The organism is bacterium SCSIO 12827 (assembly GCA_024397995.1).
Classification (GTDB): Bacteria; Pseudomonadota; Alphaproteobacteria; order Rhodospirillales; family Casp-alpha2; genus UBA1479.
In genome coordinates, this window is record CP073746.1 from 3343435 (window position 1) to 3358953 (window position 15519).

12 protein-coding genes are annotated in these 15519 nt (G+C 64.0%); 9 read left to right on the plus strand and 3 right to left on the minus strand.

Features of this window, described 5'->3' with window-relative positions; translation table 11 throughout:
* Positions 1-171 precede the first annotated feature (171 nt).
* Both nadA and nadC read left to right on the plus strand, forming a co-directional pair.
* Positions 172-1230, plus strand: coding sequence for a quinolinate synthase NadA (gene nadA, locus KFF05_15650; protein ID UTW53749.1), 1059 nt, complete (start codon positions 172-174; stop codon positions 1228-1230).
* Positions 1231-1262: 32 nt separating this feature from the next.
* Entirely contained in the window at positions 1263-2111 is an 849-nt protein-coding gene (gene nadC / locus KFF05_15655) for a carboxylating nicotinate-nucleotide diphosphorylase (GenBank protein UTW51326.1), read from the plus strand.
* 18 nt (positions 2112-2129) lie between these two features.
* Here the strand turns inward: nadC and KFF05_15660 are convergent, their stop codons facing one another.
* The gene (locus KFF05_15660) at positions 2130-2936 is read right to left on the minus strand and encodes a class I SAM-dependent methyltransferase (GenBank protein UTW51327.1); all 807 of its coding nucleotides are present in this window, start codon (positions 2934-2936) and stop codon (positions 2130-2132) included.
* Positions 2937-3237: 301 nt separating this feature from the next.
* On the opposite strand from KFF05_15660, the gene mdh reads away from it, so the two are divergent.
* The 7 genes from mdh to KFF05_15695 all read left to right on the plus strand — a co-directional run bounded on the left by mdh (position 3238) and on the right by KFF05_15695 (position 13724).
* Complete coding sequence (gene mdh / locus KFF05_15665) at positions 3238-4353, plus strand: malate dehydrogenase (protein UTW51328.1); 1116 nt, start codon at positions 3238-3240, stop codon at positions 4351-4353.
* An 85-nt stretch (positions 4354-4438) separates the two neighbouring features.
* Positions 4439-5635, plus strand: coding sequence for an ADP-forming succinate--CoA ligase subunit beta (gene sucC, locus KFF05_15670; GenBank protein ID UTW51329.1), 1197 nt, complete (start codon positions 4439-4441; stop codon positions 5633-5635).
* A gap of 2 nt (positions 5636-5637) precedes the next feature.
* A complete protein-coding gene (gene sucD, locus KFF05_15675) occupies positions 5638-6513 on the plus strand; it encodes a succinate--CoA ligase subunit alpha (protein UTW51330.1) in 876 nt (291 codons plus the stop codon).
* Between the two features lie 69 nt (positions 6514-6582).
* Complete coding sequence (locus tag KFF05_15680) at positions 6583-9594, plus strand: 2-oxoglutarate dehydrogenase E1 component (GenBank protein ID UTW51331.1); 3012 nt, start codon at positions 6583-6585, stop codon at positions 9592-9594.
* Positions 9595-9648: 54 nt separating this feature from the next.
* A complete protein-coding gene (gene odhB / locus KFF05_15685) occupies positions 9649-11262 on the plus strand; it encodes a 2-oxoglutarate dehydrogenase complex dihydrolipoyllysine-residue succinyltransferase (protein ID UTW51332.1) in 1614 nt (537 codons plus the stop codon).
* A 58-nt stretch (positions 11263-11320) separates the two neighbouring features.
* Positions 11321-12733: a dihydrolipoyl dehydrogenase gene (gene lpdA / locus KFF05_15690; GenBank protein ID UTW51333.1), complete on the plus strand. Its 1413-nt coding sequence runs from the start codon at positions 11321-11323 to the stop codon at positions 12731-12733.
* A 154-nt stretch (positions 12734-12887) separates the two neighbouring features.
* The gene (locus tag KFF05_15695) at positions 12888-13724 is read left to right on the plus strand and encodes an EamA family transporter (GenBank protein ID UTW51334.1); all 837 of its coding nucleotides are present in this window, start codon (positions 12888-12890) and stop codon (positions 13722-13724) included.
* 34 nt (positions 13725-13758) lie between these two features.
* On the opposite strand, the gene KFF05_15700 is transcribed toward KFF05_15695, so the two are convergent.
* The gene (locus KFF05_15700; GenBank protein UTW51335.1) at positions 13759-14721 is read right to left on the minus strand and encodes a tyrosine recombinase XerC; all 963 of its coding nucleotides are present in this window, start codon (positions 14719-14721) and stop codon (positions 13759-13761) included.
* The gene (locus tag KFF05_15705) at positions 14718-15467 is read right to left on the minus strand and encodes a DUF484 family protein (protein ID UTW51336.1); all 750 of its coding nucleotides are present in this window, start codon (positions 15465-15467) and stop codon (positions 14718-14720) included. Before KFF05_15705 ends, KFF05_15700 begins: the two co-directional genes overlap by 4 nt.
* Between the last annotated feature and the right edge of the window lie 52 nt (positions 15468-15519).

Genomic DNA, 15519 nt, shown 5'->3' on the forward strand with positions numbered 1-15519 from the left:
TCCAGGCACAGGTGTCATGCAATTGAAAAATACAGATTGACCCGACACCTTGTTCTGGTTTTCTTAAGGTCTGAACCTATATTAGGGTTCAGAGACCCCCTCCGAGGCTGGCCCCGATGCCGCTGGCCGGGGGAAGACGTTTCAAGGAGCTTTCAGGCAATGGCCGCCGATATGACCCCATTGATCGTGCCCGATACGGTGATCCCGGCGGGCCCCGAGGCAATCTCGTGGACGGACGTCGACCCGAATATCGACCTGTGGGCGGAAATCGACCGGCTGCGCAAGGAAAAGAACGCCGTCATCCTGGCCCACTATTACCAGGACCCGGAAATCCAGGATCTGGCCGATTTCGTGGGCGATAGCCTCGACCTGTCGCGCAAGGCGGCGGCCACGGAAGCCGATATGATCGTGTTCTGCGGCGTGCGCTTCATGGCCGAAGTCGCCAAGATTCTGAGCCCGACCAAGACCGTCGTGCTGCCCGATCTGGAAGCCGGCTGTTCGCTGGAAGAAAGCTGCCCGCCCGACGACTTCGCCAAGTTCGTCGCCCAGCACCCGGACCACATCGTGGTCACCTACATCAATTCATCGGCCCGGGTGAAGGCCCTGTCGGACGTCATCGTGACCTCGTCCAACGCCGAACACATCGTGCGCAACCTGCCGGCCGACCGGCCGATCCTGTTCGCGCCGGACAAGCATCTGGGGTCCTACATCCAGCGCCAGACGGGCCGCGACATGATTTTCTGGAACGGCGCCTGCGTCGTCCACGACATGTTCTCGGAACGCGAACTGGTCAAACTGAAGGCGCGCCACCCGGACGCCCCCGTTGCTGCTCATCCGGAATGCCACGAGGGCATCCTGAAGCACGCGGACCATGTCGGCTCGACCCGCTCGATCCTCGATTACGTGGTCGAGCATCCCGCCGATACGGTGATCGTCGCCACGGAACAGCACATCTTCCACCAGATGCAGAAGTCGGCCCCCGGCAAGACCTTCCTGGCCGCCCCGGGTGCGGACGGCACCTGCAACTGCGCCAACTGCCCCTATATGGAGCTGAACACCCTGGAAAAGCTGTACCTGTCCATGGTCAACGAAGCGCCTCGGGTGGAAATCAACGAGGATCTGCGCCTCAAGGCCCTGAAGCCGCTGGAGAAGATGTTGGAGATGTCGCCACCGGCCAAGGCGAACCAGGAAACCAAAAGCCAGAACGGTAAAGGCAAGGCCGCGGCCTGATCGCCGCCGCCCGCCTGTCCAGCCCAAAGCAGATGACCTTCGCCCCCCCTGATCCGGCCGACATCAAGGCCGTCGTCGACGCCGCGCTGACCGAAGACATCGGCGAAGGCGACGTGACGACCCGCGCCACGGTGCCCGCCGGCACACAGCTGACCCTCGACCTCAACACCCGCCAGGACATCGTCGTCTGCGGCATGCCGGTGGCGCTGGAAGTATTCCGCCGTCTTGCCCCCGACGCCGTTGTCGAGGTCTTCGTCAAGGACGGGGATCATGTGGCCAAGGGCACCCATCTGGCGCGCCTTACCGGCACGGCTCAGGGCTTGTTGTCGGCGGAACGCACGGCCTTGAACCTGCTGCAGAAGCTGTCCGGCATCGCGACCATGACCCGCCAGTACGTCGACGCCATCGACGGCACCGGGGCGGTGCTGCTGGATACGCGGAAAACCATTCCCGGCCTGCGCGGCCTGTCGAAATACGCCGTGCGTGCCGGCGGCGGCACCAATCACCGCATGCGGCTGGACGACGGCATCCTGATCAAGGACAACCATGTCGCGGTCTGTGGCGGATCGGTCGGCGAGGCCGTGACGCGGGCCAAGAACGCGAACACCGGGCTTGAGGTGCGCTGCGAATGCGACACGCTTGATCAGGTCCGCGAAGCGGTCGACGCGGGGGCGGACTCGCTGCTGCTCGACAACATGCCGCCGCCCGTCCTGCGCGAGGCCGTGGCCTGGGTCGCCGGGCGCGTGCCGCTGGAGGCCTCGGGCGGGGTCAAGCTCGACACCATCCGCGCCATCGCCGAGACGGGGGTCAATTACATCTCTGTCGGTGGCATCACGCAGAGTGCGCCCGCCGTCGACATCGGGCTTGATTTGGCCGAGTAGCTTTCACTTCTTCTGAATTCAACGCCGCACGCAGGCGGCCTGCGTATTGTAACGCACGCCGACCATGCCTTCGGCATCGGCAAAGCGATGGGCGAGACCAAGGATCGCCGCGCGGGCGGCTTCCTCTCCGTGCACCTCTTTATAGGGCGTCATCTTGGACCGCGACAGCATCAGCCCGGTGAAGCCTTCCGGCGTCAGACGCCAGGTCCAGGGATGGACGATCTCGGTCACGTCTTGCGCCCAGGCGAGCGCATGCAGTTCCGCCATCAGGTCCCAGCTGCGATAATTCCGCCAATAGCCCTCGACCGAGGTTTCGACCTCGGTCTCGAAGGCTGCCATCAGCGGATCGTCATAGAGATCGCGGTTATTGTAGAGGATCACCATCGCCCCGCCCGGCGCCAGGGCCCGCGCCGCATCGGCATAAAACCGGGGACGGTCAAACCAATGGGCCGCCTGCGCCGCCAGCAAAAGTCCGACAGCGCCGTCGCCGAATGGCAGGGCCTCTGCCGTGCCCTTCACCACCGAAACGTCCGGCCGGTCGGCCAGCGCCGCTTCCGCCTGGGTGCGCATGTCGTCGTTGGGCTCCACCACCTGAGCGGTCCAGGCATCCCCGCCGCCCTCGGCCAGAATCGCCAGCATGGCTCGGGTCGAGATCCCCGTGCCGCCGCCGATATCGGCCAACAGACGCGGCACACCGGGGGTTTCCGCCCAATAGGCCCGCACAGCCGCAAGGGCTTCCGCGGGATAGCTCGGTCGGAATTTCTCGTAGGTTTCGGCCAGGCCGGTGAAGCGGGTCGTGTTGTCCGGAGGGGCGATCTCGATCATTGCACAACTATAGCGCCAGAGCCGCGGGGGACGCATCGCCGGAACACTTGGCAGGCACAGAATTTTTTCATCACCCGGCGGGAACAGGCTTGCCGAGATGAAATCCCTGTGGGATATTGTATACCAGATTGTAACACCAAGGGGTGGGCAGCCAGTCCCGGTTGCCCTGGGGATCGTTTCGCGCTACGAACAGTTTGAGATTCTTGGGGTTCTTGGGGAGTTCCGGGACAAATCCCAATGTCCCGATCCGGAATCCAGGTAATCGCATCACCACAAACGACTCGCGGCAAGGGATTTAAAAATGGCACGCAACAAAATCGCGCTCATCGGCGCCGGTAACATCGGGGGCACGCTGGCCCATCTGGTCGGCCTCAAGGAACTGGGCGACGTAGTGCTTTTCGACATCGTCGACGGCATTCCCCAGGGCAAGGCCCTGGACATCGCTGAATCGGGCCCCGTCGAAGGCTTTGATTCCAACATGAAGGGTGCGAACAGCTACGCCGCCATCCGCGGCGCCGATGTCTGCATCGTCACCGCCGGCGTCGCCCGCAAGCCGGGCATGAGCCGCGACGACCTGATCGGCATCAACACTTCCGTCATGCAGTCCGTGGGTGCGGGCATTAAGAAGTACGCGCCCAACGCCTTCGTCATCTGCATCACCAACCCGCTCGACGCCATGGTTCAGGTCCTGCGCGATGCCTCGGGCCTGCCCCACCGCAAGGTCGTCGGCATGGCCGGCGTTCTGGACAGTGCGCGGTTCCGCCATTTCCTGGCCGAGGAATTCAAGGTTTCCGTCGAAGACGTCACCGCCTTCGTTCTGGGTGGTCACGGCGACAGCATGGTGCCGTCGGTGCGCTATTCCACGGTCGCCGGCATTCCCGTGCCCGACCTGATCAAGATGAAGTGGACGACCCAGGAAAAAATCGACGCCATCGTCCAGCGCACCCGCATGGGCGGCGGCGAGATCGTCGCGCTGCTGAAGACCGGCTCCGCGTTCTACGCGCCTGCGTCTTCCGCCATTCAAATGGCCGAAAGCTACCTGAAGGACAAAAAGCGCGTCCTGCCCTGCGCCGCCTATCTGTCGGGCGAATACGGGGTTAAGGGCATGTACGTCGGCGTGCCGACGGTGATCGGCGCCCGGGGTGTCGAGCGCATCGTCGAGATCCAGTTGGATGCCGACGAGAAGGCCATGTTCAAGGCATCGGTTTCGGCCGTGAAGAGCCTGGTCACCGTGACCCAGCGTCTGATGAAGAAGGCTGCCGCCGCGGCCAAGAAGGCGCCGGCCAAGAAAAAGGCACCGGCGAAGAAAAAGGCGCCGGCGAAGAAAGCTGCGGCGAAAAAGCCGGCCGCCCGCAAGGCCCCGGCGAAGAAGGCCGCCGCACCGGCGGCCGCTTCCACGCCGCCGACGAAGTCGTAGTGAACAACCGCCCGCGCCCGTCCCCCGGGCGCGGGCCGGTTTTTTTGAAACTTAACCAGCAGAGTTGGGAGTTTGAGGGGACGCAATGAACATCCATGAGTACCAGGGCAAGCAGCTGCTCGCCAAATACGGGGTCGCCGTGCCGAAAGGCAAGGTCGCCTATACCGTCGACGAGGCCGTCTCGGCCGCCCAGGAGCTGGGCGGACCGGTGTTCGTGGTCAAGTCCCAGATTCATGCAGGCGGCCGCGGTGCCGGCAAGTTCAAGGGCAACGAAGGCGGCAAGGGCGGCGTCCGTGTCGTCAAGTCCGTCGACGACGTCAAGGCGAGCGCTTCGGAAATGCTGGGCCAGGTCCTGGTCACCAAGCAGACCGGCCCCGAGGGCAAGGAAGTGAAGCGCCTTTACATCGAAGAAGGCTGCGACATCGCCCGCGAGCTGTATCTTTCGGTGCTGCTCGACCGCGATAGCTCGCGCATCGTCATCATGGCCTCCACCGAGGGTGGCATGGACATCGAGGACGTTGCCCACAACACCCCGGAAAAGATCATCAAGGTCTTCATCGACCCGGCCACCGGGATCCAGGCGTTCCACGCCCGACAGGTCGCCTTCGGCCTGGGCCTTGAAGGCAATCAGGTGAAGTCGGGCGTCAAGTTCGTGATGGCGCTGTACAAGGCGTTCATGGACCTGGATTGCTCGCTGGTCGAGATCAACCCGCTGGTCGTCACCGGTTCGGGCGACGTCATTGCGCTCGACGCCAAGATGAACTTCGACGACAACGCCCTGTTCCGTCACAAGGACGTGGCCGAATTGCGCGACGAAGACGAAGAAGACCCCACGGAACTGGAAGCCGCCAAGCACGAGCTGAACTACATCAAGCTCGACGGCTCAATCGGCTGCATGGTCAACGGCGCCGGCCTGGCCATGGCGACCATGGACATCATCCAATTGGAAGGCGGCTCGCCCGCCAACTTCCTGGATGTCGGCGGCGGCGCCACCAAGGAGCGCGTCACCGAGGCCTTCAAGATCATCCTGTCCGACCCCAACGTCGAAGGCATCCTGGTCAACATCTTCGGCGGCATCATGCGCTGTGACGTCATCGCCGAAGGCGTCGTCGCGGCGGCCAAGGAGGTTTCCTTGAGCGTCCCTCTGGTGGTTCGCCTTGAGGGCACCAACGTCGAAAAGGGCAAGCAGATCCTCGCCGATTCGGGGCTTCCCATCAAATCCGCCGACGACCTGGGCGATGCCGCCCGCAAGATCGTCCAAGCCGTGAAGGAGGCCGCGTAATCATGTCGGTTCTGGTCAACAAGAACACCCGGGTCATCTGCCAGGGCTTCACGGGTGCGCAAGGCACCTTCCATTCTGAACAAGCGATCGCCTACGGCACCAACATGGTCGGCGGCGTGACGCCGGGCAAGGGCGGCACGAAGCATCTTGATCTGCCCGTGTTCGACACGGTCAAGGATGCCCGCGAAGCCACCGGCGCCGACGCCTCCGTGATCTACGTGCCGCCGCCCTTCGCGGCCGACGCGATCCTGGAAGCCATCGCGGCGGAAATCCCACTGGTCATCTGCATCACTGAAGGCATTCCCGTGAAGGACATGCTGGCGGTGAAGCGCGCCCTGCAGGGCTCCAGCACGCGGCTGATCGGGCCGAACTGCCCGGGCGTCATCACGCCGGGCGAATGCAAGATCGGTATCATGCCGGGCCACATCCACAAGCCGGGCAAGGTCGGCATCGTGTCCCGCTCGGGCACGCTGACCTATGAAGCCGTGGCGCAGACGACCAAGCCCGGCCTGGGCCAGACCACCTGCATCGGCATCGGCGGTGACCCCATCAACGGCACCAATTTCGTCGACTGCCTGCAGATGTTCGTCGAAGACGACGCCACCAAGGCCATCGTGATGATCGGTGAAATCGGCGGTTCCGCGGAAGAAGAAGGCGCCGAGTTCCTCAAGGCATCCGGCACCAAGAAGCCCGTCGTCGGCTTCATTGCCGGCCGCACGGCCCCTCCGGGCCGCAGAATGGGCCACGCCGGTGCGATTATCTCTGGCGGTAAAGGTGGTGCGGAAGATAAGATCGACGCCATGAAGGCCGCTGGAATCCACGTATCGGATTCACCGGCGGCCCTCGGCGAAACGATGATGAAGGTGTTCAAGGGGTAACCCGCGCCTGGGATCGACCCGGCGCGGCCCCCATATCAGGGAGGGCGCGCCGGGCTCGCGCCTTATTGCATGACGGAAATCGATCTCGATCCGACACAATTTCTCTACTCCGGCAATACGGTCTACGTAGCCGAACTCTATGAACGCTACATGGACGACCCCGGCTCTGTAGACCTGCGCTGGCAGGATTTCTTCAAGGGGCTGGAAGACGACACCCGCGGATTCGCCAAGGAACAGGACGGGGCCAGTTGGGCGCCGCGGTCCGAGAAGATCCTCGGCCACGGCGATGTCGTCCCCCTGACCGACCATCTGACCGCGGCCCAACAGGGCCGCCGCCGCGACGACCGCGGACGTGACCAGGAACCGGCGCAAGACCGCATGAGTTCCGCCAAGGTCCGCGAAGCGACCCTCGATTCCCTGCGGGCATTGATGCTGATTCGCGCCTATCGCGTGCGCGGCCATCTGCACGCCAACCTGGACCCCCTCGGCCTGACCGAACCGGCGCCCCATTCGGAACTGGACCCGGCGACCTACGGTTTCACGGACAAGGACTGGGACCGGGAAATCTTCATCAACTACGTCCTGGGCCTGGAAACCGCGACGCTGCGCACGATCATGCAAATCCTGAAGGAGACCTATTGCGGGTCCATCGGGATCGAGTTCATGCACATCCAGGACCCGGAGGAGAAATCCTGGCTGCAGGAACGGATCGAGCGCATCCGGAATCAGACCTCGTTCACCAACGAAGGCAAGCGCGCGATCCTCAACCGCCTGATCGAGACGGAAGGCTTTGAGCGCTACCTGGACAAGAAGTTCACGGGCACCAAACGGTTCGGCCTGGACGGCGGGGAAAGCCTGGTCCCGGCCATGGAACAGATTTTCAAGCGCGGCAGCCAGCTGGGCATGGAGGAAATCGTTCTCGGCATGGCTCACCGCGGCCGCCTCAACGTGCTGGCCAACGTCATGTCCAAGCCGTTCCAGGCGATCCTCAATGAATTCCAGGGTGGGGCCTCCAAGCCGGAGGACGTCGGCGGATCGGGTGACGTGAAATACCACCTGGGGGCCTCGGCCGACCGCGTGTTCGACGGCCGCTCCATCCACCTGTCGCTAACCGCCAACCCGTCGCATCTGGAATGCGTCAACACGGTCTGTCTGGGCAAGACCCTGGCCAAACAGCGCCAGCGTAACGACCCGGAAATGGAAAAGGTGATGTGCATCCTGCTGCACGGCGATGCCGCCTTCATGGGACAAGGCATCATCCAGGAGACCCTGGATCTGTCCAACCTGAGCGGCTACCAGACCGGCGGCACCATCCATATCATCATCAACAACCAGATCGGCTTTACCACCAATCCGAAGCAGCACCGTTCGTCACCCTATTGTTCCGACGCGGCCAAGATCGTTTCGGCACCCATTTTCCACGTCAACGCGGATGATGTTGAAGCCGTTGTCCATACGGCGCGCATCGCCACGGAATACCGCCAGCGCTTCAAGAAGGACGTGGTGGTGGACATGATCTGTTATCGCCGCCACGGCCATAACGAAGGCGACGAGCCGATGTTCACCCAGCCGAAGATGTACAAGACCATCCAGACGCATCCGACGACGCTGAACATCTACGCCCGCAAGCTGATCCACGAAAAAGTCCTGACCGAGGACGAAATCGAAAAGCAGATGCAGACCTTCATCACCACCATGGATGAGGCTTTCGAAGCATCCAAGGGCTACAAGCCCAACAAGGCGGATTGGATGGACGGCGTATGGGCCGGCATGGCCGTTGCCTCCGGCGACGCCCGGCGCGGCGAAACCGGCTGTTCCATTGATTTCCTGAAGGAAGTCGGCGCCGGTTTGACCCGACTTCCGGGCAACTTCACCCCGCATCCGAAGATCGAACGCCAGTTGGCCGCCAAGGCCAAGATGATCGACACCGGTGAAGGCATCGACTGGGCGACCGCCGAGGCCTTGGCCTTCGGCACTCTGGTCGTCGAGGGCCATCCAGTACGCCTGTCGGGCGAGGATTGCGAACGCGGCACGTTTTCGCAACGCCACTCCGTGCTGATCGACCAGGAGAACGAAGACCGCCACACCCCGCTGGCCAACATCCGTTTCGGCCAGGCGCCGTTCGAGGTCCTGAACTCGCCGCTGTCTGAATTCGGCGTGCTCGGATTCGAATACGGCTATTCCCTGGCCGAACCGCAGACCCTGACCCTGTGGGAAGCCCAGTTCGGCGATTTCGCCAATGGTGCCCAGGTCATCATCGACCAGTTCATTTCCTCGGGCGAGCAGAAGTGGTTGCGCATGTGCGGTCTGGTGATGTTGCTGCCGCACGGCTACGAAGGCCAGGGACCGGAACATTCATCGGCCCGCCTGGAACGCTATCTGCAGAATTCCGCCGATGACAACTGGCAGGTCTGCAACTGCTCCACGCCGGCCAATTATTTCCATGTCCTGCGCCGCCAGATGCGCCGCGACTTCCGCAAGCCGCTGATCCTGATGACACCGAAATCGCTGTTGCGTCACAAGCTCTGCGTGTCGAAGCTGGAGGAAATGGGGCCGGGCACAACCTTCCATCGGTTGCTGTGGGACGACGCGCAACTGGTCAAGGGCGGCCTTGTCGCCGACGACAAGATCAAGCGGGTCGTGCTGTGTTCGGGCAAGGTCTATTTCGACCTGTTCGAGGAACGCGCCCAGCGCGGCATCAAGGATGTCTACCTGCTGCGGGTCGAACAGCTTTATCCGTTCCCGCATTCCGCCCTGGTCGAGGAATTGAAGCGTTTCAAGAACGCCGAGATCATGTGGTGCCAGGAAGAACCCAAGAACATGGGGGCCTGGAGCTTCATCCTTGAGCCGATGATGGCCGTGATGGAAGAACTGAAACTGAAACAGGCCAAGCCGTCCTATGCCGGCCGTGCCGCCGCCGCAGCCCCGGCAACCGGCAGCGCCAACAAGCACAAGGTCGAACTGGCCGCCTTCATGGATGCCGCGCTGACCGTCCAGGCGCCGCCGCGCGCCAGAACCAAAGCACCGGCCAAAGCACCAACCAAGACCCCGGCCAAGGCCCCGGCCAAAGCCAAGAAATAACGCCGAAACCGGTCGCAGGGTTTCGAGCAGTCGATAATCGCAGGGGAAGATTTTATGACCGTTGAAGTTAATGTCCCGACCTTGGGTGAATCCGTTACGGAGGCGACCGTCGGCAAATGGACCAAAAGTCCGGGCGACGCCGTCGCCATGGACGAGGCCCTGGTCGAGCTGGAAACCGATAAGGTAACCATCGAGGTCAACGCCCCGGCTGCCGGAACGCTGGGGGCCATCGCCGCCCAGGAGGGTGAGACGGTTGCCGTCGGCGCATTGCTCGCGACCATCCAGGAAGGGGCCGCCCCCGCCAAGGCAGCGGCCAAACCGGCCGCCGCCCCGGCTGCCGCACCCGCCGCTGCGAAATCGGGCGGCGGCAAGACGGTCGACATCGTCACCCCGACCATGGGCGAAAGCGTATCCACGGGCACCCTGGGCACCTGGGCCAAACAGGTCGGTGACGCGGTCACCGCAGACGAGGTCCTGGTCGAGGTTGAAACGGACAAGGTGACCATCGAGGTCAATGCCCCGGCCGCCGGACGCCTCGCCTCCATCGACGCGCAAGCGGGTGCTGAAGTCGGCCCCGGTGTGAAGATCGGCACCATCGAAGCGGGCGCGGCCGGCGCCGCCGCTGCTCCCGCCGCTACCCCTGCCCCTGCCGCTGCTCCCGCACCTACCGCCAAACCAGCCGCTGCTCCGGCACCCGCCGCGGCACCGGCGCCGGCCGCATCCGGCAGCCGTCCGCCCCTGTCCCCCGCCGTGCGCAAACTGGTCGATGACAACGACCTGGATCCGGCCCGCATCAGTGGCACCGGGCCCGACGGCCGGATCACCAAGGGCGACGTGCAGCAGGCCATCGCCAACGGCTCCGCCAAGCGCCAGGCGGCACCTGCCCCCGCCGCCGCCCGCGCCGTCGGCCCTGCCCCGGCGCTGACCACGGAAAACATGTTCGCCCCCCGTCCCCCCCGCGCGCCCAACGACCGCGAGGAACGGGTCAAGATGTCCAAACTGCGCCAGGTCATCGCCCGGCGCCTGAAGGAAGCCCAGAACACGGCGGCCATGCTGACGACCTGGAACGAGGTCGACATGGGCAACGTCATGGCGCTGCGTTCCGAATACAAAGAGGTCTTCGAGAAGAAGCACGGGGCCCGCATGGGCTTCATGTCCTTCTTCGTGCGCGCCGCCTGCATCGCGCTGAAGGAATGGCCCGCCGTGAACGCGGAAATCTACGGCGACGAGATCATCTACAAGAACTATTACAACGTCGGCGTCGCCGTCGGCACGCCGCAGGGCTTGGTCGTTCCCGTGCTCAAGGAAGCCGACAAGATGGGCTTCGCCGATATCGAGGGCGGCATTGCCGATTTCGGCCGCCGCGCCCGCGACGGCAAGCTGGGCATGGACGAAATGACCGGCGGCACCTTCACCATCTCCAACGGCGGCGTGTTCGGATCGCTCAACTCCATGCCGATCCTCAACGTGCCGCAGTCGGCGATCCTGGGCATGCATTCGATCCAGAAGCGCCCCATGGTGGTGAACGACGAGATCGAAATCCGGCCCATGATGCACCTGGCCCTCAGCTACGATCACCGCATCGTCGACGGCCGCGAGGCGGTCAGCTTCCTGGTCCGCATCAAGCAGTGCATCGAGGATCCGCAGCGCATCCTGTTGAACGTGTGACCCAGCGGGTTACATTGAAGAACGAGACTCCCGAAACACGATCAGGAGCGATCAGATTATGAGTGACGCTTACGACCTGGTGGTCATCGGCGGCGGGCCCGCCGGCTACGTCGCCGCCATCCGCGCGGCGCAGCTGGGCATGAAGACGGCCGTCGTCGAAGGACGCGGCGCCCTGGGCGGAACCTGCCTCAACGTGGGCTGCATCCCGTCGAAGGCAATGCTGCAGTCGTCCCACCACTTTGAGATGGCGGACAAGGAGTTCGCCCATCACGGAATCGACGTTTCCGGCTTGAAGGTCAACCTGAAGACCATGCTGGCGCGCAAGGACAAGGTTGTCGAAGGCCTGACCGGCGGCATCGAGATGCTGATGAAGAAGAACAAGGTCGACTACATCAAGGGCTGGGGCAAGATCGACGCCGTCGGCAAAGTGTCGGTGAAGCCGCTTGAGGGCAAGGCCAAGGCGCAGGTCTTGAACACGGCGAACATCCTGATCGCCACGGGCTCCGAGGTCACGCCCCTGCCCGGCGTGACCATCGATGAAAAGCAGATCGTGTCCTCCACGGGCGCCCTGGCGCTGCCCAAGGTGCCGAAAACCATGGCGGTGATCGGCGCCGGCGTGATCGGGCTGGAGCTCGGCAGTGTGTGGCGGCGGCTGGGTGCCGAGGTTACGGTGGTCGAATTCCTCGACGTTGCCCTTCCCGGCATGGACGGTGAAGTGTCCAAGCATGCGCAGCGCATCCTGAGCAAGCAGGGCCTGACCTTCAAGATGAAGACCAAGGTGACGGGCGCCAAGGCCGGCAAGGACGGTGTGACCCTGACCATGGAGCCGCGCGACGGCGGCAAGGCCGAAACCCTAAAGGTGGACGTGGTGCTGGTCGCCATCGGCCGCCGGCCGTTCACGGAAGGCCTGGGCCTTAAGGAAGCCGGGGTCGAGATCGGTGAGCGCGGGTTCATCCCCGTCGATGACGATTATCAGACCAACGTCGAAGGCATTTATGCCATCGGCGACGTAATCGGCGGCGCCATGCTGGCCCATAAGGCCGAGGACGAAGGCGTCGTCTGCGCCGAGATCATGGCCGGACAGACCGGGCATATCGATTACGGCGCCATCCCGGGCATCGTCTACACCCATCCGGAAATCGCCGCCGTCGGCAAGACCGAGGAACAATTGAAGGAAGCGGGCATCGCCTACAACAAGGGGAAATTCCCCTTCACCGCCAATTCCCGCGCGCGCTGCAATGACGACACGGACGGCTTCGTGAAGATCCTGGCCGACGCGACGACGGACAGGGTTCTCGGCTGCCACATCATCGGCCCCCAGGCCGGCGACCTGATCCAAGAGGTCGTCAACGTGATGGAATTCGAAGGCTCGGCCGAGGATATCGCCCGCATCTGTCACGGCCATCCGGGCCTGCCGGAATCGGTCAAGGAAGCCGCACTCGGCGTCGCTGGGCGCGCGATCCACATCTGATCGTCCCACCCAGCCTGATCTACCAATGGCCTGCCTCGTCCAGGGGCGAGCACGAATGCGCCTTTTCATCCATCTAGGCGTGGGCGTTTTTTAATGGTCTAAACGTCTATCCCTCCTGGCATCCGCCGGGGCGTCGTTCGACGAAAGATGGATCATGGATACCTGGATTCTCGCGCTGGTCCTGCTGGCGGCGGCCCTCCATGCGGGCTGGAACCTGCTGGTCAAGATGCGCGGCGACAAGCTGGTGATGATGGGCGTGATCGACGCGGGCCACGGCCTGCTCGCCCTGCCGCTGCTGCTGTTCTTTCCGTTCCCGAACCTGGAGGCCTGGCCCTTTATCGTCGCCTCGGCGGTGTTGCATGTGGGTTACAAGCTGTTTCTGGTGCGGGCCTATGTCCACGGCGACATGGGCGTGGTCTATCCCATCGCCCGCGGCATGGCGCCGGCCCTGGTGGCGCTGGGCGCCTATGTGTTCGCCGGAGAAAGCCTGAACCCGACGCAGCTTGCCGCCATCATCGCCATCGCCATCGCCATTTCCGGCCTGACCTTCGCCAACGGCTGGCGCGATCTTCCGCTGCTTGGCCTGGCCTTCGCCGTGGGCACGGCCGTGTTCATCGCGTCCTACACGGTGGTCGACGGGATCGGGGGGCGGCTTGCCGGCAGCGCCCATGCCTACGCATTGTGGATGTTCGTCACCGACGCCTGCCTGTTCACCCCGATCGTGCTGCTGCGGCGCGGACGGCAGTTCCTGGCCACGGCCAGGGAATACTGGAGGCCGGGCTTGACCGGCGCCGCCATGTCCATGAGCGCCTATTGGATCGTCATCTGGGCCATGAGCGTCACACCCATGGCCCCGGTGTCCGCGGTGCGGGAAACCAGTGTCCTGTTCGGCGCGCTGCTCGCCGGTTTCGTTCTGAAGGAAGGCCGCCTGGTTCTGCGCCTTGCGGCGGCGACCGTCATCGCGGCCGGGGTGATCAGTCTACAATTCTAAGACCACCTCGATGGCGCGGCGGCGGCCGCGCAACCTAGATTTTCTTGCGGGCCCTAGGGTGGGCGTCCTCGTAAACGGCGCTGAGCCGCGCCATGTCGACATCCGTATAGCGCTGGGTCGTCGACAGCGACGCATGGCCCAGCAGTTCCTGAATGGTGCGCAGGTCACCACCGCCGGCCAGCAAATGGGTGGCATAGGAATGACGCAGCGCATGGGGCGTCGCCGTTTCCGGCAGACCCAAAAGGGCGCGCAAATTCCGCACCCGGGCCTGGGCAACCCCGGCGGCAAGCCGCCCGCCGCGCGCGCCCAGGAACAGCGGCGTGGTGCCATCGCCTGAATAAGGGCAAACATCCAGATATGCCGCGATCGCCTGACGCACGGCGGGCAGAACGGGAACCAGACGGTCCTTGTTGCCCTTACCGCGGACCATCATGGTATCGGCCGGATTGCCGAACAGGCCCGGTGCGCGGTCGCGGTTGAGGTCCAACGCCTCGCCGATGCGCAGCCCGCAGCCGTAAAGCAGCGTCAACAACGCCCGGTCACGCAGCCCGATCCAGGCATCGTCGGCCAAGTCCGGCGCCGAGAGAATCAGGTCGAAGGCTTCCTCGATGCTGAGCGCCTTGGGCACGGATTTGGGCACGCGGGGCGTGCGCAGGGCGCTGATCGCCGAATTGCGCACCACACCCTGTTTTTCCAGATAGCGGAAGAAGCCCCGCAGGCAGGACAGCGCCCGGGCGGTGGAGGTCCGCGACAGGCCCCGGTGGTTGAGATCGGCCAGCCAGGCGCGGAAATCCAGCGGCTTCAAGCCTTCGATCTCCTTCAACCCCGGCGGCCCGCCCAGATGATCCGCCATGAAGCGCAGGAACCCGGCAAGGTCGTGCTGATATCCCGCAAGGGTGTGCTTGGAATAACGCTTTTCGTGGGCCAACCAATCCCGCCACCGCGACGCCGCGGCCGCCAGGGCAGGATCGCAGGTCAGCTCCGGCGCCAAGGTCACATCGAAGGTTCCTGCATGCGCTCGATGCAGTTTTCCAACACGCGGGCGAGGAACACCACCAGTTCCGTGCCCTGGCCCGGTTGGAAGAACGAATCGGAGCGTGAGCCGAGCGCCATCAGGCCCACGGGCGTGCGTGGTCCCGGGCGCAGGCGTGCCACGGCGGCCGACTGCACCAGACCGGCGGCGGCGCCGAACACGGACCCGTCGTCAGCGATGTCGCGGTACAGTTTGGCCGCCCCGCCCGACCCCAACAGGGCATCGACCAATCCCGGTTTCAGGTCGGTGATTTCAGGAGAGACCAACCAGGACAGCGGATTGTTCGACGGCTCATAGCCGACGCAGACGATATCCACGTCGAGAATCCGGGCCAGATCATCATTGACGATGCGGATCAGGGCTTCAAAATCGCGGGCGCTCAGCAGCGCCAGCACGGCGGCATGGGTGCGCTGTTGTACCGACATGTTGGAGCGGCTGGTCTCGATCACATCGCGCACGCATTCGCGCAATTCCTCGACCGCCTCTTTCTGCTGGGTCAGCAGGGCCTGCTGGAAATCCACCACCTGGGCCCCTTCCTGGGGGCCTTCCTGGGCGAATCGGCCCGGCATGTTCATGAAGGACAGCACTTCCAGGCGTTCGCGAAAGAAGTCGGGATGGGCCACCAGGAATTCGGCCACGTCGTCGTCCGACAGGCTGATATCCGCCGTTTCCAGGGTCTCGGCTGCAACCTCGTCCTTGCCTTGGGGCATCCCTTGGGTCCTTTCGTACTCACGCGCGGTGAAGGCGCGCGCCTATGATCCC

Excerpts from the sequence above, each read along its gene's own strand:
- nadA (UTW53749.1), top strand. The coding sequence starts at position 172 with ATGACCCCATTGATCGTGCCCGATACGGTGATCCCGGCGGGCCCCGAG.
- nadC (UTW51326.1), top strand. The coding sequence starts at position 1,263 with ATGACCTTCGCCCCCCCTGATCCGGCCGACATCAAGGCCGTCGTCGAC.
- KFF05_15660 (UTW51327.1), bottom strand. The coding sequence starts at position 2,936 with ATGATCGAGATCGCCCCTCCGGACAACACGACCCGCTTCACCGGCCTG.
- mdh (UTW51328.1), top strand. The coding sequence starts at position 3,238 with ATGGCACGCAACAAAATCGCGCTCATCGGCGCCGGTAACATCGGGGGC.
- sucC (UTW51329.1), top strand. The coding sequence starts at position 4,439 with ATGAACATCCATGAGTACCAGGGCAAGCAGCTGCTCGCCAAATACGGG.
- sucD (UTW51330.1), top strand. The coding sequence starts at position 5,638 with ATGTCGGTTCTGGTCAACAAGAACACCCGGGTCATCTGCCAGGGCTTC.
- KFF05_15680 (UTW51331.1), top strand. The coding sequence starts at position 6,583 with ATGACGGAAATCGATCTCGATCCGACACAATTTCTCTACTCCGGCAAT.
- odhB (UTW51332.1), top strand. The coding sequence starts at position 9,649 with ATGACCGTTGAAGTTAATGTCCCGACCTTGGGTGAATCCGTTACGGAG.
- lpdA (UTW51333.1), top strand. The coding sequence starts at position 11,321 with ATGAGTGACGCTTACGACCTGGTGGTCATCGGCGGCGGGCCCGCCGGC.
- KFF05_15695 (UTW51334.1), top strand. The coding sequence starts at position 12,888 with ATGGATACCTGGATTCTCGCGCTGGTCCTGCTGGCGGCGGCCCTCCAT.
- KFF05_15705 (UTW51336.1), bottom strand. The coding sequence starts at position 15,467 with ATGCCCCAAGGCAAGGACGAGGTTGCAGCCGAGACCCTGGAAACGGCG.